We start from the raw sequence: 19,999 nt of genomic DNA on the forward strand, positions 1-19,999 counted from the left end.
GCATAATGTGACCACAAATTAATTGTGGTTAATCAAGCAGATACAAACATTCACTCCAGTTATGCCTGAATTATTCTCTATTGGGAGTAGCTCAGGCTTACGTGCTCACCAAAAAGATGTTAAAATTGACAAATATCAATTACGGCTTGAGCAGACCTATGATCCCGGAAAAGCGAATTATACGGCGCATTCAGTCTGGCGGTTGTGCTATCCATTGCCAGGATTGCAGCATCAGCCAGCTTTGCATCCCGTTCACACTTAACGAGCATGAGCTTGACCAGCTCGATAACATCATCGAGCGCAAAAAGCCTATCCAAAAGGGGCAGACGCTCTTTAAAGCAGGTGATGAGCTTAAATCACTCTATGCTATCCGCTCCGGAACGATTAAAAGCTATACCATTACCGAACAAGGCGATGAGCAGATTACTGGCTTCCATCTGGCGGGCGATCTGGTCGGTTTTGACGCGATTGGCAGCGGACATCACCCGAGCTTTGCTCAGGCGCTGGAAACCTCAATGGTATGCGAAATTCCTTTCGAAACCCTTGATGACCTGTCCGGCAAAATGCCAAATCTGCGTCAGCAGATGATGCGTCTGATGAGTGGCGAAATCAAAGGCGACCAGGATATGATCCTGTTGTTGTCGAAGAAAAACGCTGAAGAGCGCCTGGCGGCCTTTATCTACAATTTGTCTCGTCGCTTTGCCCAGCGTGGATTCTCGCCTCGTGAATTCCGCCTGACCATGACCCGTGGCGACATCGGTAACTACCTCGGTCTGACGGTTGAAACCATCAGCCGCCTGCTGGGTCGTTTCCAGAAAAGCGGTATGCTGGCGGTGAAAGGCAAATACATCACTATTGAGAATAGCGACGCGCTGGCAGTTCTTGCTGGCCATACGCGTAACGTAGCGTAATCTTTCCGCAAGCATCTCTGTTATCCTTCTGTCAAATCGCTAAATTATCCCGATTTATTGATCTGGCAGGAGGTTATTCCCTGTTTCAAACCACATTATTGGGTTACTCTTTTAGTTACAAACTGCGATGACAGTTGTAAGGAGACCCTGTATGGCTATGTATAAAAATATGCTGGTCGTCATCGACCCGAACCAGGACGATCAACCAGCATTACGGCGAGCTGTTTATTTGCATCAACGGATTGGTGGCAAAATTAAAGCCTTTTTGCCGATCTATGACTTTTCCTATGAGATGACTACCCTGCTGTCGCCCGATGAGCGTACGGCAATGCGTCAGGGGGTTATCAGCCAGCGAAGTGCATGGATACGTGAACAAGCGAAATACTATATCGAAGCAGGGATCCCTCTGGAGATTAAAGTGGTCTGGCATAACCGACCCTTTGAAGCCATCATCCAGGAAGTCATCAGCGCCAAGCATGACCTGGTCCTCAAGATGGCGCACCAACACGACCGCCTCGAAGCCGTAATATTTACGCCAACCGACTGGCATTTATTGCGTAAATGTCCAAGTCCGGTATGGATGGTGAAAGACCAGCCATGGCCTGAAGGGGGTAAAGCACTGGTTGCAGTAAACCTCGCCAGTGAAGAGGCTTATCACAACGCGCTCAATGAAAAACTGGTCAAAGAGACGCTACAGCTTGCAGAACAGGTTAACCATACCGAAGTGCATCTGGTAGGCGCCTACCCTGTTACGCCAATCAACATCGCGATTGAACTGCCTGAATTTGATCCCAGCGTTTACAACGACGCAATCCGTGGACAGCATCTGCTGGCCATGAAGGCGCTACGCCAGAAATTCAGTATTGATGAGAAAGTGACGCACGTTGAAAAAGGCTTACCTGAAGAGGTCATTCCTGATTTAGCCGAGCACCTACAGGCAGGTATTGTGGTATTGGGGACCGTCGGACGTACCGGTATTTCTGCCGCGTTCCTTGGTAATACCGCGGAACAGGTTATCGATCATCTACGCTGTGACCTGCTGGTCATCAAGCCAGATGAATATCAGACGCCAGTTGAACTGGACGACGAAGAAGACGATTAACCACATAATAAAATGCCGGATGGCGATATCATCCGGCATTTTAAACGCCTAGTGTTGCTCCTCGCCGCCGAGGAAATAGATACCAAGCGGGATAGCCAACAGAATCGTAAACACCATGCTGTAGACACAAATCATTGCAGATTGAATGGCATACATTGAAGCGGTCCAGTCGGATAGCGGAATGTCATACTGTTCAATAACGCCGCCGATCGTCGCGCGCGTCACGACCGACGCTGCGATAATAAACACTCCAAGCAGGCACAACAGAAACTTCCGTCCCTTCGCTGTTTTCAGCTTAGCCATGATCATAGTACTGTCCTTTTGCAGATGAAAACCTTGTTACTTTGCGCTAACAATACCATGACATCAACTGACTGTCTGCTACATAAACCGCATACAGGGTTGACGTCAGCATTATTTCGCTGAAAATAACGCTGATTGCATTATTTATCTCTCCTTTTGATTAATGATCTGACCGCCCTAACTGAGTAAAATATCCGGGGATTAAGATGTCAGATGATATTTAGATAACATGGAGTTGCCAGGAAGAATCATGATCGCTGAACTGTTTATGAATAATGCGTTTAATTTGACGGTAATTCTCAGTTGCTGTGCCGCGCTGGTCCTGATGAGCGTCTGGTATCATCGTGAAGAGCGTCGCTGCAAAGGATTCATATTTCATGCCGCACAATTTTTTGTCTATGCCATTATCATTGGGACGTTTGGCAGCATTGCTAATAACGTTATCGAAAGTTACAGCCTGAAATTTATCTCCCCCAGCGTGGTCGACTTTATCTGCACCTCATTGATTGCGTTAATCCTGACCATTAAACTTTTTCTGGTGATTAATCAGTTTGAAAAGACGCAGATTAATAAAGGTAGAGATATCACCAGCGCGAGGATCCTGTCGCGTATCATCAAGATTACCATCGTGGTTGCCATCATTTTACTGTATGGCGAACACTTCGGTATGAGCTTATCCGGCCTGTTAACCTTTGGCGGCATCGGCGGTATCGCTGTGGGTATGGCGGGGAAAGATATTCTGAGCAACTTCTTCTCAGGCATTATGCTCTATTTCGACAGACCGTTTAGCATCGGCGACTGGATCCGCTCCCCGGACCGCAATATTGAAGGCACTGTGGCCGAAATTGGCTGGCGAATGACTAAAATAAACACCTTCGACCATCGTCCGTTGTATGTGCCAAACTCGATTTTCTCCTCCATCAGCGTAGAAAATCCAGGGCGCATGACCAACCGGCGTATTAAAACGGTGATCGGGTTACGATATGAGGATGCCGATAAAGTCGGTGCTGTTGTCGAGTCGGTCAGAGAAATGCTGCAAAACCACCCAGGAATAGACCAGAAACAAACTCTGTTGGTCTATTTTAATGAATTTGCCGATTCATCGTTGAATATCATGGTGTATTGCTTCACGAAAACCACCGTCTGGAAGGAATGGCTCGCGGTACAGCAAGACGTTTATTTAAAGATTATCACGATAGTCCAGGCAAATGGCGCCGACTTTGCGTTCCCCAGCCAGACGCTGTATATGGATAATCCTGAAGCATCGCCGTCGACACACTAACAAAAAAGACGCGGAAGTCCGCGTCTTTTTTGTACTTATTTCAATGAGGCAATATCAATTACAAAGCGGTATTTCACATCGCTTTTCAACATCCGCTGCCAGGCATGATTAATATCCTGAATATTGATCACTTCAACATCGGCGGTAATACCATGCTGACCGCAAAAATCGAGCATCTCTTGCGTTTCGGCAATACCGCCAATAACTGAACCCGCCACAGACCTACGTCCAAGGATCAGGGGAACCGTATTCAGAAACGGATCCAACGCACCGAGATAACCAACCAGCACCAGCGTACCGCTTAGTGCCAGGGTTGGGATATACGGGTTCAGGTCATGAACGTAGGGCACAGTATCGATAATCAGATCAAACTGATTCGCTGTCGCTTTCATCTGCTCACTGTCAGTGGAAAGCACAACATGACTGGCACCCAAACGTCTGGCATCAGCTTCTTTGCCCGGTGAACGCGTAAACAGCGTAACTTCCGCGCCCAGTGCATTTGCAAGTTTGATTGCCATATGCCCAAGTCCACCCAGACCGACAACCGCGACTTTACTGCCCTCGCCTACCTGCCAGTGGCGCAGAGGCGACCATGTCGTGATCCCGGCGCAGAGCAGCGGTGCCGCACCGCGTAAATCGATCCCTTCAGGGACCTTCACCACAAACTTTTCAGTAACGACAATTTTGTCAGAATAGCCGCCGAAAGTGGGCAGACCGTCATGACGGTCGATATCGTTATACGTTAGCGTGTTGCCTTCTTCGCAATATTGTTCCAGCACTTGTTCACAGGCGCTACAGTGTTGACATGAATCAACCATGCAGCCTACCCCTGCGAGATCGCCCACGTTGAATTTCGTTACCGATTTACCAACATGCACCACGCGGCCAATGATTTCATGCCCTGGTACCATCGGATATTTAGCACCGCCCCAATCGTTGTAGGCGTTGTGGATATCCGAGTGGCAAACACCGCTGTATAAAATATCGATAACCACATCATCTTCACGCGGGTCACGACGAACAAAACTATGGGGGACTAAATCTTCTTTCACTGCCAGAGCAGCATAACCCTTCACGTTCATGACCATTGAGATCTCCTCAGGGATTAGGTGTTACCAGAACCAGCATAGTTCAGGGCAGCAGGTTGTACTCAGCGTCGCTAACCGGTTCCAGCCATTCGTTCGACGCGCCAGGGGCCGGGATTTCCACGGCGATATGGGCAAACCAACTATCACGCGCAGCGCCATGCCAATGTTTCATTCCCGCAGGAATATGCACGACATCACCGGTTTCCAGCTCGCGCGCCGGTTGATTCCATTCCTGATACCAGCCTCTACCCCCGGTAACCAGCAATATTTGTCCGCCCTCGTGATGAACATGCCAGAAGTTACGACAACCCGGTTCAAATGCGACATTGCCAATTACCACACCTTCCATGGAGAGCATGGTCAGATAGCTATCACCAGTGAAATACTTCGCAAAAGCTTCATTTTTCTCGCCTCGCGGAAAGACGCTGTTACCATCAAATTGTTGATTCATAATCTCCGCGCTGGCGCTGGGCGCGGTATTCAGTTGATTTTGCATTTCGATTCTCCAAAACGGTGGCGGCATGCGCCACCGGATGCTGAAAACTATAAAATTATAGAGACTCGACAGGCTGGTGATTAGAGGTGGAAAGAAGGACAAACTTATGAATCATGTTCATTAATAATAAGCGTACGATTTATCCCATGGCGCTTGCTTTAAGCCCTACGCCACAATTTCAATCAGGTTACCGTCCGGATCTCGTATCACCGCTTCGTAATAACCATCGCCCGTAGTGCGCGGACCTGAGACTAATATCCCCTGTTCCTGCGCTTGCATTGCAACGGCATCAACATTTTCATTGCCGCCAACAGAAATGGCGAGGTGTACCCATCCGCAACGATTATTGTCAGGTTGCTGCCCGACAAGACCCGGTTTGGTCATTAACTCAATCGCGATATCTTCACCCATTCTGACAAAATAAGATTCAAACCCAGGGTTGGTTTTACTGCAGTATTTCTCGTTGATCTTACCGTCAAAAAATGAGACCCAGAAGCGAGCTTGCTGCTCGAGATCCTGTGTCCATAACGCCATATGCGCAATCTTCATAGCGAACCTCTTTCCGTTGTATCCAGAATAGTACGATCCCTGTAAGGGATGTTGACATCGTTAATCATAATGCACGATCATGCACTTTATTGCTCGATGTTTATTTTACCTGGAGTATCTATGCTCGATTACGCCGCATTTCCGGAACAGCGCCAGGCGCTTATCTATCAGATCCTGCAAGAAAACGGCAGAGTCATTTGTTCTGAACTCGCGAACCGATTAGGCGTTTCTGAACATACAATTCGTCGTGACTTGCATGAATTGAGCAAAGATGGCGTATGCAAGAAGGTCTATGGTGGCGCGGTAATTGCACTCCCTGAATCCGAAGACATTGCCGTGCGCAAGGGTATTAATGTGGCCAAAAAGAGCAACATCGCGCAGCGATGTGCCAGACTGGTCAAATCCGGAAGCTGTATTTTTATCGACACGGGTAGCACCAATCTGGCGATGGCAGAAGCTCTGCCCGCCGAACTGGCGTTAACCGTGGTGACAAATTCACCGGAGATTGCCGCCGTTTTGCTAAAAAAACCGCTGTTTGAGGTCATTATGCTGGGCGGCGCGGTACAGAGATCTTCAGGCGGGTGTGTGGGAGCTTCCGCCATCGCACAAGTGCAGGACATTTTATTCGATCAGGGATTTATTGGCGGCTGTGCGATGTCGCCTGAATCCGGCTTAACGGGGTTTGATTACGCGGATTGTGAGTTCAAAAAAGCGGTGATCAAACAATGTAATGAAACTATCGTCGCGCTAACCGCTGAAAAAATCCCAGCCATCGCCCGATATGTCGTTACCGAAAGCAGCAATATTGATGTAATTGTTGTAGAGGACAACATCAGCAAAGAGTACGCCACAGCATTCCAGGCGCACGACATTCGGATTTATACCGTCTAACCGCGGCAGGCTCTCTGAAAACTTACTGTGCTAAACGTCGGCTCCTGGCGTCAGCGCGGTGATAGCTGACAGACAATCCAGACGGATTTTTTGCTGATTTTCAGATTGCCCCACTACCAGAAATTCTTCTTTTTCCACGGTGGTACACGTCGTCAACGCTTTAGCATCAAAACATGTGCCATCCGTTAGTTCAATGCGCAACCAATAGTGGTACATGCAGGCGATTTCCAGATAATCATGAAGATCGCAATCTATCGGGTGATACTCTTCGGTCGTGTTCATCGCGTTACCTTCCCCAACGTCTTGTATATTCGGGAAATCACCAACGCAACTTCCCGAACTATCCAGCTATTTCAACGCTTCAATGGGAGCGCCAAAATTAATATGCAGCACATTGCCGTCAATCACCAGCGCCGGAACAGATTTCACGCCAGCCACTTCAGCCTCGGCAACCCGATCAGGATGCTCTCCCAGATGAACCACATCGATTTCAACATCCGCAGACAAGTGCTGGAGAAGAGTTTGTTCTGCGGAAACACAAACCGGGCAACCTGCATGATAGAAACGAGCTTTAGTCATGATACATCTCCTATAAATTATAGTATCGATTCGATACTATAATTTATAGTACGTTGCTTTTATTCTTTGTCAATATAGTTTTTAATCGATACTATATGCCGAGGAGGATTTGTTATGCCCGACATGTCACTTTTCGACGTACTTGACCGGCTTTCCAGCCTGACACGGATGTGGTTTCGCCAGCATCCTTTACTGGTGGATCTTCAGCCAGTACAACTTAGTGCGTTAATGTATCTGGCCCGTTGTAACCGTTATTCCAATACGCCGCTTGGCGTGACAGACTACCTTGGTCTCACCAAAGGTACCGTGTCGCAATCGCTGAAGCTGTTGGAAAACAAAGGGTTGATTGTTCGCAAGCCGGATGACCGTGATAAACGTAGCGTCCATCTCCACTTAAGTGAGTCTGCCAATACCTTACTGGAAGCCCTGCTGCCCCCCACGTTTTTAGTGGAGGGTGAATCGGCAATGGGTGAACGGGCGAGCGTACTCAGAGAGCTGCTGTTAGAACTGTTACGCGGGATCCAGAGGACCAACAATGTGCCTGGCTTTGGTCTTTGCCATAGCTGTCGGTTCCACCAAAAAATCGATGGTCAGGGATTTTGTAATCTGACGAAAGAGAGATTAAGTGAAGAAGATTCATTGCTGATTTGCCGTGAGCATCAACCGCCGGAAACGTAGAATGGCTGATGCAAAATCACACCAGCCATTATCTCTGTCAGTGCTTAACGATATACATTGTGCGGCTATAGGCCACATCTTCAGGGTTAGTAATCGGATACCCTTTCAGCCATGGTTTAATTAAACGCCCATTAGTGTACTGATAGATCGGCGCAATAGGTGCCTGTTCCATCAGAATCTTCTCCGCAGCGTTATAATCAGCATTGCGCGCTTTTTCTGTATTCTCCAGAGTAGCCTGGGTCAACACTTTATCGTATGCCGGATTATTAAAGCGGGAGATATTGCCCGTATGGGTCGATGTTAATAATGACAGGAACGTAGAAGGCTCATTGTAGTCGCCCACCCAGGAGGCACGGATCACATCAAAATTACCGGTATTACGGCTGTCGATATACGTTTTCCATTCCTGGTTCTGCAGTTTCACGTCAACACCGAGGTTTTTCTTCCACATAGAAGCCACTGCGATAGCAATCTTCTGATGATTTTCTGAGGTGTTGTACAGCAGCGTCAATTTAAGCGGTTTCTGTGGGCCATAACCCGCCGCACGCAGCAGCGTTTTCGCCTGCGCATTCAATTCTTCCTGACTCATTTGCTCAAACGGTGAAGGTTCCGGCACAAATCCTGCCGTTACATCCGGCGTAAAATGCCATGCAGGCTTCTCACCGGTACCCAGCACCTTCTCCGCCATCAGGCGACGATCGATAGTCATGCTGAGCGCCAGACGCACGCGTGAATCGGCAGTCGGTCCCTTCTGGGTATTAAAGGCATAATAATAAGTACCAAGCTGCGGCGGGGTGTAAACCTGACCCGGGATATCCTTCAACAGTTTCTGGTACAGATTTTTCGGGAAGGATTCCGTGATATCAATATCACCAGCAAGATAGCGCTTGGTCGCTGCCGATTCCTGGTTAATTGGCAGGAATGTGACTTTTTGCAGCACTGTTTTGGCGTTGTCCCAATAATGCGTGTTCGGGACAACTTCCAGTTTTTCGTTCACGACGCGATTTTTTAGCACATAGGCGCCGTTACCAATCAGGTTGCCCGGTTTGGTCCACTCTTTGCCGCTCTCAACGTTGGCTTTTTGTACCGGATAAAATGCAAAACTCGCCGTCAGATTGGCAAACCAGGGCAGCGGTTTATCCAGTTGAACTTTCAATGTCCGTGCATCGACTGCACTAACGCCAAGTTTATCAGGCGTGGCTTTGCCATCGATAATAGCCTGAGCATTATTAATGCCCGCCAGCGCAGCAAACCAGGCAAACGGCGACAGCGTTTTTGGATCAACCAGACGCTGCCAGCTGTAGACAAAATCCTGCGCCGTTACGGGCGTACCATCCGCCCATTGCGCATTGTCGCGCAGCGTAAACGTCCAGATGCGGTTATCATTACTCTTCCACTGGGTAGCGACGCCAGGTACGATCTCACCCTTCTCATTCTGGTTGACCAGCCCTTCAAATAAATCACGAATTACCTGAATCTCAGGGAGCCCGACGGCCTTTGCCGGATCAAGCGACGCCGGTTCGTCTTTTATATGACGCACCAGTTCTTGTTTCTCTGCCAGTACCGTTCCGCTGGGAACATCAGCAGCCCAGGATAAAGAAATGCTGCTAACCAACAACGCACAACAGGTTACTGAAACAGAATGCTGCATAAGATACCCTCGATTCCGGCTACTAAGTGGATGTGTAATTATTTGTATCGCCAGCAGGAAATGCAATTAACTTCCGACAAGAAAGTGATATTACACCTGAAAAGATAAGTGTGTGAAAACGATTTGATTATCCATACATTTTGCACAACACTGCGAGTAACAATCCAAGCATTCAGAGATGACTATGACCGTTACCCGTCCCCGTGCCGAGCGCGGCGCATTCCCACCTGGAACCGAACATTACGGACGTTCATTGTTAGGCGCACCGCTAATCTGGTTTCCTGCACTGGCAGCCGATCGTGAAAGCGGCCTGATACTGGCGGGAACGCACGGCGACGAAAACTCCTCAGTCGTTACCCTTTCCTGCGCATTGCGTACGCTTAACCCTTCCCTGCGTCGCCATCATGTGGTGCTAGCCGTAAACCCTGACGGTTGCCAGCTTGGGCTGCGCGCAAATGCGAACGGCATCGATCTTAATCGTAACTTTCCCGCCGCAAACTGGAAAGCAGGCGAAACGGTGTATCGCTGGAACAGTAGCGCAGAAGAGCGTGATGTAGTGTTGTTGACCGGCGATCATCCGGGCTCGGAACCAGAAACCCAGGCATTGTGTCAGCTTATTCACCGAATTCATCCCGCCTGGGTGGTCTCTTTTCACGATCCACTGGCCTGTATTGAAGATCCCAGAAGCAGCGAGCTGGGCGCGTGGCTGGCACAATCGTTTGAATTGCCTCTGGTCACCAGTGTAGGTTATGAAACGCCCGGCTCTTTTGGTAGTTGGTGCGCAGACCTAAACTTACACTGTATAACCGCCGAATTTCCGCCCATTTCATCGGATGAAGCGAGCGAAAAATACCTGCTGGCCATGTCCAATCTCCTGCGCTGGCACCCTAGAGATGGAGCTGCCCGGTCGTAAAATGCAGGGCTGGCACCGCATCGGTGGCAAGCCACGTTGGGCCATCAAGATCGGCAAAGCTAACCAGTGGCGTAAGGGGTAACGCCGCGCCGATCGCCCGGGAGGTACACAGCATACAGCCCAGCATCAGCGCAAATCCCTGCTCGCGTGCTTCGGTTGCCAGCGCGAGCGCTTCCGTCAGGCCGCCTGTTTTGTCCAGTTTGATATTGACCATTTCATAGCGTCCGTGCAGCGCTTTCAGACTGCTACGGGTGTGGCAGCTTTCATCTGCGCAGATGGGTAGCGGATGTACAAAATTCTCCAGCGCGGCATCATCCTGCGCCGGCAGCGGCTGCTCCAGCATCGCAACCCCTAAATCAGCCAGCAGCTGACAGCGTGCCGCAAGGCCTTCTGCACGCCAGGATTCGTTGGCGTCGACAATAATCGTGGCGTCAGGAACAGCCGCACGGATGGCAACCATTCGCTCACTAATCAAGCGAGCATCCAGTTTAACTTTCAGCAATTTCGCGCCATTTTCCCACAGCGCAGCCGCGCTCGCGGCCATTTGTTCCGGTGAGCCAATCACCACTGTTTGCGCCGTAGTCACCACTTCCGCCAGTTCACTTCCCACTAATTCCGCCAGCGACTGCTGCTGTTGACGCGAACTTAGATCCCACAACGCGCAATCCACGGCATTACGCGCTGCCCCCGCTGGCAGCTGCTTTTGCAGCTCTTCACGCGTCATTCCGTTTTCCAGTTGTGGCGTAATGCTCATAATTTGCGCCAGCACTGAGGCATCGCTTTCACCGTAGCGCGGGTACGGTGTGCACTCGCCAATACCTGTGACGCCGTTTTCTTCCACTTCGACAACCACCACATGCGCTTCGGTCCGGCTCCCACGGGCAATGACAAAGGGAGTGTGCAGCGGCCAGGCTTCCTCATATACCTTAACTGTTCTCATTTGTTTTCCTTAATGCAGTCCCTGAAGCGGATATCCGCAAATAGCGTTTGCCGTGTTAACTGCTGATGGCATAAACTAGCCTCGACGTTAACTATATGTAAACAGGAAGATAACCATGTCACAAACCGTTCATTTCCAGGGCAACCCGGTTGCAGTTGCCGGCTCTATTCCTCAGGCTGGAAGCAAAGCTCAGGCTTTTACCCTTGTGGCTAAAGACCTGTCTGACGTTACGCTGGGCCAGTTCGCAGGCAAGCGCAAAGTGCTGAATATTTTCCCAAGCATCGATACCGGCGTTTGCGCGGCATCGGTACGTAAGTTTAACCAACTGGCGACAGAAATCGACAATACCGTCGTACTGTGCATCTCAGCCGACCTGCCATTCGCCCACTCTCGTTTTTGCGGCGCGGAAGGTCTGAGCAACGTTATCACGCTGTCCACCCTGCGCAACGCAGAATTCCTGAAAAACTACGGTGTTGAAATCGCTGAAGGCCCGCTGAAAGGCCTGGCCGCACGTGCCGTGGTCGTTATTGATGAAAATGATAACGTTGTTTTCAGCCAGCTGGTCAATGAAATCACCAACGAACCAGACTACACTGCTGCGCTGGACGTACTGAAAGCGTAAGCTGCGTCTGCATACAAAAATGCCTCCGCATGGAGGCATTTTCATTTACGGCATTACTCTTCGCTTTTTTTCTGCTGGCTCAGTCCATACTCACGCAATTTGTTAGCAATCGCAGTATGCGAAACGCCGAGGCGCTTGGCCAGCTTGCGCGTGCTGGGATAATTCATATACAGCTGCGTCAACACGGAGCGTTCAAAGCGGCTGGTGATTTCATCCAGCGACCCTTCCATCACCTCTTCTCCGACAGCAACCGTTGCCGCATCGTAATCCGGCAGCAAAATATCCTGTGGTCGCAGCTCATAGCCTTCTAGCTGGGTCAGCGCCCGGTAGATCGCATTTTTAAGCTGACGCACGTTGCCCGGCCAACCATAACGAGTTAGTACCGTGCTGAGATCTGCGGACAGTTTCGGACGCGGCACGCCCTGCTCGTCGGCAAAACGCGCCACAAACAGTTCGGTAAGCGGCATAATATCTTGTGGGCAATCGCGCAGCGGCGGCAGGTTTAGCGTTAGTACATTAAGACGATAATAGAGGTCTTCACGGAAAAGTCCTTTCTGCACCAGTTCCACAAGGTTCTTTTGCGTTGCGCAAATCACGCGAACATCAACATGAACTTCGTGATCTTCTCCCACACGACGGAATGTGCCGTCATTGAGAAAACGCAGCAATTTGGTCTGCATACGTGGCGACATTTCGCCAATTTCATCTAACAGAACCGAACCGCCATTCGCCTGCTCAAAGAAGCCTTTTTTACCTTCCGGCGCATGGCCAAACAGCTCGCTTTCAACCGCATCTTCAGGAATTGACGCGCAGTTCAGCGCCAGATACGGTTTTGACGCACGCGGACTTGCCAGGTGGCAGGCATGAGCAAAGAGATCTTTGCCGGTGCCGGTATTACCGGTAATCAGCAGCGGCGCGCTCAACGTCGCCAGCTTGCGCGCCTGTTCCACCACGTGTTTCATTTTGGCGCTGACGGCAATAATCTGGCTAAACGCGCTGAGATCCTGCGTAGTCATATTTTGCAGCTGACGTCCCATTCGGATAGTGGAGCGCAACATCACCACCGCACCGGTCAGCATCTGCTCCTGATTTTCGCCCTGCAAATGGACAGGCGTAATTTCCATCAGGAAATTCTGTCCGTTAATCACGACATGTTCGCTCTGGGAATCCTGCGGATTGCTTTCCAGCCAGCGCTGGAAGTTAAACCCATTTATTAACTGGGCGGCGGTATGATTGCGCATCCGATCCTGAGTATGCGCGAAAAGCTGACAGCTCGCAGGGTTCGCCATCTCGACTTTGCTTTTCATATCCAGAGAAAGGACCGGTTCTGGCAACGCTTCAAGCAGCGCACTAAGCGCCAGATGTTCACGTTCGGAAGGCATCCAGGGTACGGTACGCACATCCGTAACCCCTGAAATACGGCGGATTTCAGCCATCAGACTGCTGAAGTTGGTGAACTCCAGCTCCGCAAAATTAAGGTAAATTCGCCCGATGGGGTCAATCTCGATACCGCGTAAATCAATGCTTCTCAGCACCAGTAAATCGAGCAGTTCGCGGGTCAGACCAAGACGGTCTTCACAAAAGACTTCCAAACGCATAGGAACCTTCACCTGGACAAGGGATTATGTGTTAAATGATAAGACAGTATTTGGTTTGCAGGAAGAACTCTGTCAACAAATATTGACAGCTAGCTGGAAAATTGGGCGCCGGGGCGTAAAGTTAAACGATCGGCGCCTGTTTATAGCTAACTTTCGCGCGGAGATTTATTCTTTTGTAAGGTCTCTTTCACCTGACCAATCAGTTGGCGGCGGAAATCACCCAGCCGAGGCTTATCATCATCGATCCACGGTAGCGGTCGGCATAGTTCCATGGCTTTGATACCCAGACGCGCCGTTAATAAGCCCGCGCCAATGCCCTGAGCTGCACGTGTCGATAAGCGGGCGGCTAAATCCTGCGACATCCAGTCCATCCCTACTTCCCGCACCAGTTCACTGGCCCCGGCAAAAGCGATATTCAACAGCACCAGACGGAACAAACGCAGGCGGCTGTAATAACCCAGCTCAATGCCATACAGCGAAGCAATACGATTAATCAGCCGCAGATTGCGCCAGGCGATAAACGCCATATCCACCAGCGCCAGCGGGCTGACGGCAATCATCAGCGTGGACTCTGCCGCTGAACGACTAATCTCACGTCGGGCCTGCGCATCCAGTACCGGCTGCACCAGATGAGCATACAGGCTAACCACTTCACGATCGTTCTGCGTTTCATGAATTGAGGCATACCAGCGCTGCAATGCCGGATGAGACTGATCGATGCCCGCCTGCTGCGCCAGCTTTTCACAAAATGCACGACCTTTTCCGGTTCCATGGCTGTGGAGCAGATCTCGCGCTTCATCGCGCTCGTGCGCGCGCTGACGCAATCGCCATAGCCGGCGCCATTCGGTCGCCACCGATCCAACCCCTGCACCGATAATCAATGCGCCTGCGGCACATCCTCCCAGCGCGACCCAGTCCTGAGTCTGCCAGGCATTCATAGTCCACTGCACACCCTGAGCGACAACGCTCACGCCAAACAGCGCCAGGCCACCCATCACCATCTTACGCCACAGACTGCGTTTAGGGCGAAGGGCCGCATCAATAACGGCTTCTGCCTGACCTTCGTCTTCCAGTGGTTCATCCACTGTCGCCGGAGAAAAAGTCTGCGCCTCCGTTTCATTAAACATCTGCTGCGCTTTAAACGCCGCATTTTGTTCCACGCCCAGCGGACCTGAGAAATCGATACGCGGTTTTAACGGCTCGCTCATCGCAATTTATCTCCTATCAAAAACTCCAGCGCGGCATCAAGACGGATATGCGGTAAGGGCTTATCGACATCCATCACCTGCGGGCGAAACGCCTCAAACTGAAAGCCCTGGTTGTCCCAAAATGCCTGTCCAGGTAAACGCGCGGGCACTTCCCCCGGATAAACGGTTAGCGGTTCGCCATCGCTCAGACGATTACCACGCAGCGCGGGGATCTTTTCACCTTTCACATCGATCAGGCCGCTGGTGGTTGCCTGCACCGATGCCAGCCCCAGACAATCCATGCTGATACCTTCGAACGCAGCGTTTTGCCAGGCATCCTGAATTAACTGCTGCAATAGCGACACCATATTGGCGTGCTGATCGACGGTGACGTGGTCGGCTTTGGTGGCGGCAAACAGCAGTTTGTCGATCACCGGAGAAAACAGCCGACGAAACAGCGTGCGCTGTCCATAATGGAAACTTTGCATCAGTTGGGTCAGCGCCAGACGCATGTCGTTAAACGCCTGTGGCCCGCTGTTGAGCGGTTGCAGGCAATCGACCAGCACAATCTGACGATCAAAGCGCAGGAAGTGATTCTTATAAAATCCCTTCACGACTTTTTCACAGTAGTAATTAAACCTGTCGCGCAGCATGCCCGCATTGGTGTGTTTATCTGCCTGCGCCAGCTTCGATTCTCCCCAGGCATCAACGTCCGGCCACGGGAAGAATTGCAACGCAGGCGCGCCCGCCATATCTCCTGGCAGAACAAAACGGCCCGGCTGAATAAAGTGCAGTCCCTGCTGCTTGCATTGATGCAGATACTCCGTCCAGGCAGCAGCGATTTCCGCCAGACGGTTTTCGTCAGCAGGTGCCAGTGGATCGAGCCCGTGGCTTAACTGCCGCCATTTTGCCGACCATTCGCCACGCTGACCCTGTAATAATCCGGTCATTTGCCGCGACCAGCTCAAATAATCCTGGGCCAGCATCGGTAAATCGAGCAGCCACTCCCCCGGATAATCGACGATTTCCAGGTACAGCGTGGAGGTGTCTTTAAAGTGGCGCAGTAATGAGTCATTAGACTTGTAACGCAGCGCCAGACGAATTTCACTCACACCGCGCGTTGGTGTCGGCCAGGTCGGCGGAGAGCCATACAGCTGCGCCAGTCCTTCATCATAGGTAAAGCGCGGAATACCAAAGTCGCGTTGTGGAACCCGTTTAACGCCAAGCAGACGCTCTTCGCGCACGCAACTGAGCAACGGCAAACGCGCACCGGCATGAATATTGAGTAACTGATTTACCATTGCGGTGATAAACGCCGTTTTACCGCTCCGGCTAAGTCCGGTGACAGCCAGGCGTAAATGCCGGTCTACGCCGCGATTAACCAGCGAATTGAATTCATTTTTAAGTCGCTTCATCGCCATCCCGTTTTGCTGAAGGAACCGAAGAAATTATAACAAACAGGAAGTAAAGATAGGGGTCAATTCTTACTTATCAACTACCTGAGCTGTATCAGGCGGCATTATTCTTACCGCCTGTAGCAGAATGAATGTGGGCGGTTTATTTATTCTCTACTTTAGGAAGCGCTATCTGATTGATGCCACCTTCGTTGGTCACCTGCGTGTAGCCCATTTCAGTCAGCATATCTTTCGCCTGCCCTGATTGACGCCCGGAGTTGCAATAGAGCTTCACGGTATCGTTCTTATCTGGAACTTCAGTTACGATACGTGCCTTGATTTCTTTTAACGGGATGTTGACAGCCCCCTGAATATGCTGCTGTTGGTACTGTTCAGGAACGCGAACATCAATCCAGTGCTCGGCAGCATAAACCGGCATGCCAATAAGCAGTGCCAACGCTAATACGCTTTTCTTCAACATAATATCTTCCTGACTGATAGTTGGATTTAACCCCTACACTATACGCCAGTTCTTAAGAAAATATTGCGACCGCATTATCACCGTCCGCACCCGTGGACGATTGTTCCTCAGCACGCACATAGTGCGATTAGCCTTTTGATTTTCCTACCCGCATTCCGAGATTGTTGTCATTCGCCACTTAACTCCATAATATGTCCGCCATTGACTCTCGGACGGAGCTTGGGATCTATGTCTCCTACCATTTATGATATTGCACGAGCCGCTGGTGTATCAAAATCCACGGTATCGCGCGTGCTTAATAAGCAAACCAACATCTCGCCGGAGGCGCTTGAAAAGGTGCTGCGCGCAATTGATGAGTTACAGTATCAGCCGAATAAACTTGCTCGCGCGCTTACCTCTTCCGGGTTTGATGCAATAATGGTGATATCCACCCGTTCTGCAAAGACAACTGCCGGTAATCCGTTTTTCTCTGAAGTATTGCATGCAATTACTGCCAAGGCTGAAGAAGTCGGTTTTGATGTCATATTGCAGACGTCGCGAAGCACCGAAGATGATTTACAAAAATGTGAGAGCAAAATTAAGCAGAAGTTGATCAAAGGGATCATTATGCTGAGCTCTCCTGCCGATGAATCATTTTTTGCTCGGTTGGATAAATACAACGTCCCGGTTGTGGTTATCGGGAAGGTTGAAGGTGACTACACTAATGTCTATTCTGTAGACACCGATAATTATCGCGACAGTATTACGCTGACAAATGCGCTGATTGAGAGTGGCCACCGTAATATAGCCTGTTTGCATGCACCGCTTGACGTTCATGTTTCTATCGATCGCGTTAACGGTTATAAAGCCAGCCTTCAGGCACATAACATTAAAATGCGCGATGAGTGGGTTATTGACGGGGGGTATACTCATGAAACCGCCCTACTTGCTTCTCGAAAATTACTTAGTCAGCAACCGTTACCCGATGCCGTATTTGCGACAGACAGCTTGAAGTTAATGAGTTTATATCGCGTAGCGGCCGAGAAAAACATTTCCATTCCAAAGCAACTTGCCGTTGTAGGCTATAGTAATGAGCTACTTTCTTTTATGCTCACACCAGTTCCTGGTGGAATTGATGTACCTACTCAGCAGTTGGGTGAACAAAGTTGTAATTTATTATTTAATCTGATTGCAGGTGAAAAAGGATTACAGAATATCACGGTGAGCACGCAAATATCGTTGGCCGATTCACTGGTGTAAAAACAGGGGCATAATAATGCCCCTGTTCATTTTTAGAATGCGTAGTTCACGCCTATACCAGCATAATGGAACCTGTCGCTTTCACCTTCGTCATGATTTTCCCACTCATAAGCATACTCCAGAGACATTGATAAACCGTTCTGGAAATCATACGCATACAGTAAACCGAGGCGATTGAAATCATGGCCTTCGCGTTCAGGATCATCCTGCCAGTCCCAGTTTGACCAGCGATCAAGCCCGATACGGGTATACGGCGTCAGGGTTGTATTGCCGAAGGACAGAGGCAGATAAGCACGAATTTCCTGGGTTGAGAACTCACCATTATTACGCGAGTCCGCCAGATTAAAGCCGCGTTCAAGGTAATAGTTGACCGTTAATCCTACTGTTTCGTTAAACGTATAATTCAACCCGCTCTCACTTTCGACGCGGCTATCAGAGTAGCCGGTGGTGCTCAAATCATTAACGAATTGATACATCGCAAACCAGCCGCTAAAGCGCAGGTCATCAGTAAGTTTAACATCCCAATCTGGCTGCACTTTCCAGCGCTGCATATTAGCAGTGTCTTTTCCGGGTTCATTGACATAGTGATAACCGTAATTACGGAAGCCACCGGTCAGACCGAAATTAACATTTTCGCTTTCAAGGAATTGATAGCGGACTTCCAGTTCAGGGCGGTCAAACCATGTACCGCGCTTGCCCTCGCTGTAATCAACCGGTCCTTCCTGGTAATAGGCCAGCGATATTTTCCACGGCCCATTAGACGCATTAAAATAGACGGACGGCTCAGCCAGTCCATCCATATCTTCGCCCTGACCTTCAACGTTTTCTATTTCGTACATAGCACCGATATTAAAGTGCCAGTCATTCTTTTCAGCAGCCTGCGCGCAGGCCATTCCCGCGCTCATAATCAGCGCAGTCGCGGACAGTAGGGTTTTCATTATTATTCCTTGTTAAAATACTCGCAAAAATGCCCCAAGGCGCGGGGGATTATTATCCCCCGGAATTTTATTGAATAGCCACTTCAGTTTCAGTATCAAAGAAATGGCATTTCGCCATATCAAAATGAATAGTGATGTTTTCTCCTGCGTGATAATCATTCACTGCCCCAGCACGGACCACTAACTCATGCCCCCCAACAATGGTATAAAGCATAAATTCAGCGCCAGTTAATTCTGCAACGCTAATTTTTGCCGGTACACTATTTTCATTATTAAGCTGCGGAAGTATATCTTCAGGGCGAATTCCCAGCGTGACCGCCTGATGTTCATAACCCTGTGCTTTTAATTGTGCTAATTTATTCTCTGGAATCGTTAATTTTAGTGTTTCAGTAACAAACTTATCACCGTCAATCGCGCCACGAATAAAGTTCATGGCCGGTGAGCCAATAAATCCTGCGACAAACATATTTGCTGGGTGGTTATAAACTGTTTTCGGCGCACCAACCTGCTGAACAATACCATCCTTCATAATCACAATACGCGTCGCCATCGTCATGGCTTCTGTTTGATCGTGGGTAACATATATCATGGTGGTATTGAGTTTCTGATGCAGCTTGCTGATTTCTGCCCGCATCTGTACGCGAAGTTTGGCATCGAGATTCGATAAGGGTTCATCCATCAGGAAGACCCCTGCCTCACGAACAATCGCACGCCCCAGTGCCACACGTTGACGCTGACCACCGGATAACGCACCCGGTTTACGTTGCAGATAATCGCGCAGGCCAAGGATTTGCGCCGCCCAGTTGACACGTTCCTCAATCACGACAGGGGCAATTTTCTGCATTTTCAGGCCAAACGCCATGTTGTCATAGACTGTCATGTGCGGGTACAACGCGTAGTTCTGAAAGACCATCGCAATGTTGCGCGATTTCGCCGGCACATCGTTCATCCGTTTACCGTCAATCAGCAGATCGCCACCGCTGATCTCCTCCAGACCGGCGATCATGCGCAACGTCGTTGACTTCCCACAGCCTGAAGGGCCAACAAAAACAATAAACTCTTTGTCTTCAATTTCCAGATTGAAGTCTTTAACGACGTGTACCTGGTTGTCGTAAATTTTTTGAATGTGTTGCAACGAAAGCTGTGCCATGTTGAAT

At 49.8% G+C, this 19,999-nt stretch carries 22 protein-coding genes; 8 read left to right on the plus strand and 14 right to left on the minus strand.

Annotated features, from left to right (window positions below; translation table 11 throughout):
* Positions 1 to 158: 158 nt before the first annotated feature.
* Together fnr and uspE are read left to right on the plus strand one after the other, a co-directional pair.
* Positions 159 to 911, plus strand: coding sequence for a fumarate/nitrate reduction transcriptional regulator Fnr (fnr, locus tag OGV85_RS05435; protein WP_003020397.1), 753 nt, complete (start codon positions 159 to 161; stop codon positions 909 to 911).
* A gap of 151 nt (positions 912 to 1,062) precedes the next feature.
* On the plus strand, positions 1,063 to 2,013 hold the full coding sequence (gene uspE / locus OGV85_RS05440; protein WP_003020400.1) for a universal stress protein UspE: 951 nt from the start codon (positions 1,063 to 1,065) through the stop codon (positions 2,011 to 2,013).
* Between the two features lie 48 nt (positions 2,014 to 2,061).
* Here the strand turns inward: uspE and OGV85_RS05445 are convergent, their stop codons facing one another.
* Positions 2,062 to 2,322, minus strand: a complete 261-nt coding sequence (locus OGV85_RS05445; protein WP_003020403.1) for a DUF2534 family protein — start codon at positions 2,320 to 2,322, stop codon at positions 2,062 to 2,064.
* A 244-nt stretch (positions 2,323 to 2,566) separates the two neighbouring features.
* Here OGV85_RS05445 and OGV85_RS05450 point away from each other — a divergent pair, with 244 nt between their 5' ends.
* Positions 2,567 to 3,598: a mechanosensitive ion channel family protein gene (locus OGV85_RS05450; RefSeq protein ID WP_003020406.1), complete on the plus strand. Its 1,032-nt coding sequence runs from the start codon at positions 2,567 to 2,569 to the stop codon at positions 3,596 to 3,598.
* A gap of 35 nt (positions 3,599 to 3,633) precedes the next feature.
* Here the strand turns inward: OGV85_RS05450 and OGV85_RS05455 are convergent, their stop codons facing one another.
* The 3 genes from OGV85_RS05455 to OGV85_RS05465 form a co-directional block, all read right to left on the minus strand.
* Positions 3,634 to 4,686 carry an NAD(P)-dependent alcohol dehydrogenase gene (locus OGV85_RS05455; RefSeq protein WP_061547977.1) on the minus strand — a complete coding sequence of 351 codons (1,053 nt, stop codon included), beginning with the start codon at positions 4,684 to 4,686 and terminating at the stop codon, positions 3,634 to 3,636.
* A gap of 43 nt (positions 4,687 to 4,729) precedes the next feature.
* Positions 4,730 to 5,137, minus strand: coding sequence for a cupin domain-containing protein (locus tag OGV85_RS05460; protein WP_177712978.1), 408 nt, complete (start codon positions 5,135 to 5,137; stop codon positions 4,730 to 4,732).
* A gap of 210 nt (positions 5,138 to 5,347) precedes the next feature.
* The gene (locus OGV85_RS05465; RefSeq protein ID WP_061547975.1) at positions 5,348 to 5,731 is read right to left on the minus strand and encodes a VOC family protein; all 384 of its coding nucleotides are present in this window, start codon (positions 5,729 to 5,731) and stop codon (positions 5,348 to 5,350) included.
* A gap of 120 nt (positions 5,732 to 5,851) precedes the next feature.
* On the opposite strand from OGV85_RS05465, the gene OGV85_RS05470 reads away from it, so the two are divergent.
* The gene (locus OGV85_RS05470; RefSeq protein WP_048217816.1) at positions 5,852 to 6,622 is read left to right on the plus strand and encodes a DeoR/GlpR family DNA-binding transcription regulator; all 771 of its coding nucleotides are present in this window, start codon (positions 5,852 to 5,854) and stop codon (positions 6,620 to 6,622) included.
* A gap of 30 nt (positions 6,623 to 6,652) precedes the next feature.
* Here OGV85_RS05470 and OGV85_RS05475 read toward each other — a convergent pair whose 3' ends face one another.
* A complete protein-coding gene (locus OGV85_RS05475; RefSeq protein WP_061547974.1) occupies positions 6,653 to 6,904 on the minus strand; it encodes a Rho-binding antiterminator in 252 nt (83 codons plus the stop codon).
* Positions 6,905 to 6,970: 66 nt separating this feature from the next.
* Positions 6,971 to 7,201 (minus strand): glutaredoxin family protein, encoded by a 231-nt coding sequence (locus tag OGV85_RS05480; RefSeq protein WP_003020425.1) that lies wholly within the window; start codon positions 7,199 to 7,201, stop codon positions 6,971 to 6,973.
* Positions 7,202 to 7,315: 114 nt separating this feature from the next.
* On the opposite strand from OGV85_RS05480, the gene OGV85_RS05485 reads away from it, so the two are divergent.
* Entirely contained in the window at positions 7,316 to 7,879 is a 564-nt protein-coding gene (locus OGV85_RS05485) for a MarR family winged helix-turn-helix transcriptional regulator (RefSeq protein WP_044700109.1), read from the plus strand.
* Positions 7,880 to 7,916: 37 nt separating this feature from the next.
* Here the strand turns inward: OGV85_RS05485 and mppA are convergent, their stop codons facing one another.
* Positions 7,917 to 9,530, minus strand: a complete 1,614-nt coding sequence (mppA, locus tag OGV85_RS05490) for a murein tripeptide ABC transporter substrate-binding protein MppA (RefSeq protein WP_044710876.1) — start codon at positions 9,528 to 9,530, stop codon at positions 7,917 to 7,919.
* Positions 9,531 to 9,714: 184 nt separating this feature from the next.
* Here mppA and mpaA point away from each other — a divergent pair, with 184 nt between their 5' ends.
* Positions 9,715 to 10,443 (plus strand): murein tripeptide amidase MpaA, encoded by a 729-nt coding sequence (mpaA, locus tag OGV85_RS05495; protein ID WP_003840786.1) that lies wholly within the window; start codon positions 9,715 to 9,717, stop codon positions 10,441 to 10,443.
* On the opposite strand, the gene ycjG is transcribed toward mpaA, so the two are convergent.
* Entirely contained in the window at positions 10,418 to 11,383 is a 966-nt protein-coding gene (gene ycjG / locus OGV85_RS05500) for an L-Ala-D/L-Glu epimerase (protein ID WP_061547973.1), read from the minus strand. The genes mpaA and ycjG overlap by 26 nt on opposite strands.
* Positions 11,384 to 11,498: 115 nt before the next feature.
* On the opposite strand from ycjG, the gene tpx reads away from it, so the two are divergent.
* Positions 11,499 to 12,005 carry a thiol peroxidase gene (gene tpx / locus OGV85_RS05505; RefSeq protein WP_003020437.1) on the plus strand — a complete coding sequence of 169 codons (507 nt, stop codon included), beginning with the start codon at positions 11,499 to 11,501 and terminating at the stop codon, positions 12,003 to 12,005.
* 53 nt (positions 12,006 to 12,058) lie between these two features.
* On the opposite strand, the gene tyrR is transcribed toward tpx, so the two are convergent.
* From tyrR to pspE, 4 genes are all read right to left on the minus strand, one after another.
* A complete protein-coding gene (tyrR, locus tag OGV85_RS05510; protein WP_003020438.1) occupies positions 12,059 to 13,603 on the minus strand; it encodes a transcriptional regulator TyrR in 1,545 nt (514 codons plus the stop codon).
* A 146-nt stretch (positions 13,604 to 13,749) separates the two neighbouring features.
* Positions 13,750 to 14,811 carry a YcjF family protein gene (locus OGV85_RS05515; RefSeq protein WP_061547972.1) on the minus strand — a complete coding sequence of 354 codons (1,062 nt, stop codon included), beginning with the start codon at positions 14,809 to 14,811 and terminating at the stop codon, positions 13,750 to 13,752.
* Positions 14,808 to 16,205, minus strand: coding sequence for a YcjX family GTP-binding protein (locus OGV85_RS05520; RefSeq protein ID WP_003020444.1), 1,398 nt, complete (start codon positions 16,203 to 16,205; stop codon positions 14,808 to 14,810). The genes OGV85_RS05515 and OGV85_RS05520 overlap by 4 nt, the downstream gene beginning before the upstream one ends.
* Positions 16,206 to 16,347: 142 nt before the next feature.
* A complete protein-coding gene (gene pspE, locus OGV85_RS05525; RefSeq protein ID WP_032949398.1) occupies positions 16,348 to 16,665 on the minus strand; it encodes a thiosulfate sulfurtransferase PspE in 318 nt (105 codons plus the stop codon).
* A 228-nt stretch (positions 16,666 to 16,893) separates the two neighbouring features.
* On the opposite strand from pspE, the gene OGV85_RS05530 reads away from it, so the two are divergent.
* Positions 16,894 to 17,904, plus strand: a complete 1,011-nt coding sequence (locus OGV85_RS05530) for a LacI family DNA-binding transcriptional regulator (protein ID WP_003843961.1) — start codon at positions 16,894 to 16,896, stop codon at positions 17,902 to 17,904.
* Positions 17,905 to 17,936: 32 nt separating this feature from the next.
* Here OGV85_RS05530 and OGV85_RS05535 read toward each other — a convergent pair whose 3' ends face one another.
* Positions 17,937 to 18,842, minus strand: coding sequence for an OmpG family monomeric porin (locus OGV85_RS05535; RefSeq protein ID WP_061547971.1), 906 nt, complete (start codon positions 18,840 to 18,842; stop codon positions 17,937 to 17,939).
* 67 nt (positions 18,843 to 18,909) lie between these two features.
* Complete coding sequence (locus OGV85_RS05540; protein WP_003840768.1) at positions 18,910 to 19,992, minus strand: ABC transporter ATP-binding protein; 1,083 nt, start codon at positions 19,990 to 19,992, stop codon at positions 18,910 to 18,912.
* Positions 19,993 to 19,999 lie beyond the last annotated feature (7 nt).

Source organism: Citrobacter sp. Cf132 (assembly GCF_030333885.1).
Lineage (GTDB): Bacteria > Pseudomonadota > Gammaproteobacteria > Enterobacterales > Enterobacteriaceae > Citrobacter > Citrobacter freundii.

Coding starts and splice junctions, on each gene's coding strand:
- fnr (WP_003020397.1), top strand. CDS start 159: ATGATCCCGGAAAAGCGAATTATACGGCGCATTCAGTCTGGCGGTTGT.
- uspE (WP_003020400.1), top strand. CDS start 1,063: ATGGCTATGTATAAAAATATGCTGGTCGTCATCGACCCGAACCAGGAC.
- OGV85_RS05445 (WP_003020403.1), bottom strand. CDS start 2,322: ATGATCATGGCTAAGCTGAAAACAGCGAAGGGACGGAAGTTTCTGTTG.
- OGV85_RS05450 (WP_003020406.1), top strand. CDS start 2,567: ATGATCGCTGAACTGTTTATGAATAATGCGTTTAATTTGACGGTAATT.
- OGV85_RS05455 (WP_061547977.1), bottom strand. CDS start 4,686: ATGGTCATGAACGTGAAGGGTTATGCTGCTCTGGCAGTGAAAGAAGAT.
- OGV85_RS05460 (WP_177712978.1), bottom strand. CDS start 5,137: ATGAATCAACAATTTGATGGTAACAGCGTCTTTCCGCGAGGCGAGAAA.
- OGV85_RS05465 (WP_061547975.1), bottom strand. CDS start 5,731: ATGAAGATTGCGCATATGGCGTTATGGACACAGGATCTCGAGCAGCAA.
- OGV85_RS05470 (WP_048217816.1), top strand. CDS start 5,852: ATGCTCGATTACGCCGCATTTCCGGAACAGCGCCAGGCGCTTATCTAT.
- OGV85_RS05475 (WP_061547974.1), bottom strand. CDS start 6,904: ATGAACACGACCGAAGAGTATCACCCGATAGATTGCGATCTTCATGAT.
- OGV85_RS05480 (WP_003020425.1), bottom strand. CDS start 7,201: ATGACTAAAGCTCGTTTCTATCATGCAGGTTGCCCGGTTTGTGTTTCC.
- OGV85_RS05485 (WP_044700109.1), top strand. CDS start 7,316: ATGCCCGACATGTCACTTTTCGACGTACTTGACCGGCTTTCCAGCCTG.
- mppA (WP_044710876.1), bottom strand. CDS start 9,530: ATGCAGCATTCTGTTTCAGTAACCTGTTGTGCGTTGTTGGTTAGCAGC.
- mpaA (WP_003840786.1), top strand. CDS start 9,715: ATGACCGTTACCCGTCCCCGTGCCGAGCGCGGCGCATTCCCACCTGGA.
- ycjG (WP_061547973.1), bottom strand. CDS start 11,383: ATGAGAACAGTTAAGGTATATGAGGAAGCCTGGCCGCTGCACACTCCC.
- tpx (WP_003020437.1), top strand. CDS start 11,499: ATGTCACAAACCGTTCATTTCCAGGGCAACCCGGTTGCAGTTGCCGGC.
- tyrR (WP_003020438.1), bottom strand. CDS start 13,603: ATGCGTTTGGAAGTCTTTTGTGAAGACCGTCTTGGTCTGACCCGCGAA.
- OGV85_RS05515 (WP_061547972.1), bottom strand. CDS start 14,811: ATGAGCGAGCCGTTAAAACCGCGTATCGATTTCTCAGGTCCGCTGGGC.
- OGV85_RS05520 (WP_003020444.1), bottom strand. CDS start 16,205: ATGAAGCGACTTAAAAATGAATTCAATTCGCTGGTTAATCGCGGCGTA.
- pspE (WP_032949398.1), bottom strand. CDS start 16,665: ATGTTGAAGAAAAGCGTATTAGCGTTGGCACTGCTTATTGGCATGCCG.
- OGV85_RS05530 (WP_003843961.1), top strand. CDS start 16,894: ATGTCTCCTACCATTTATGATATTGCACGAGCCGCTGGTGTATCAAAA.
- OGV85_RS05535 (WP_061547971.1), bottom strand. CDS start 18,842: ATGAAAACCCTACTGTCCGCGACTGCGCTGATTATGAGCGCGGGAATG.
- OGV85_RS05540 (WP_003840768.1), bottom strand. CDS start 19,992: ATGGCACAGCTTTCGTTGCAACACATTCAAAAAATTTACGACAACCAG.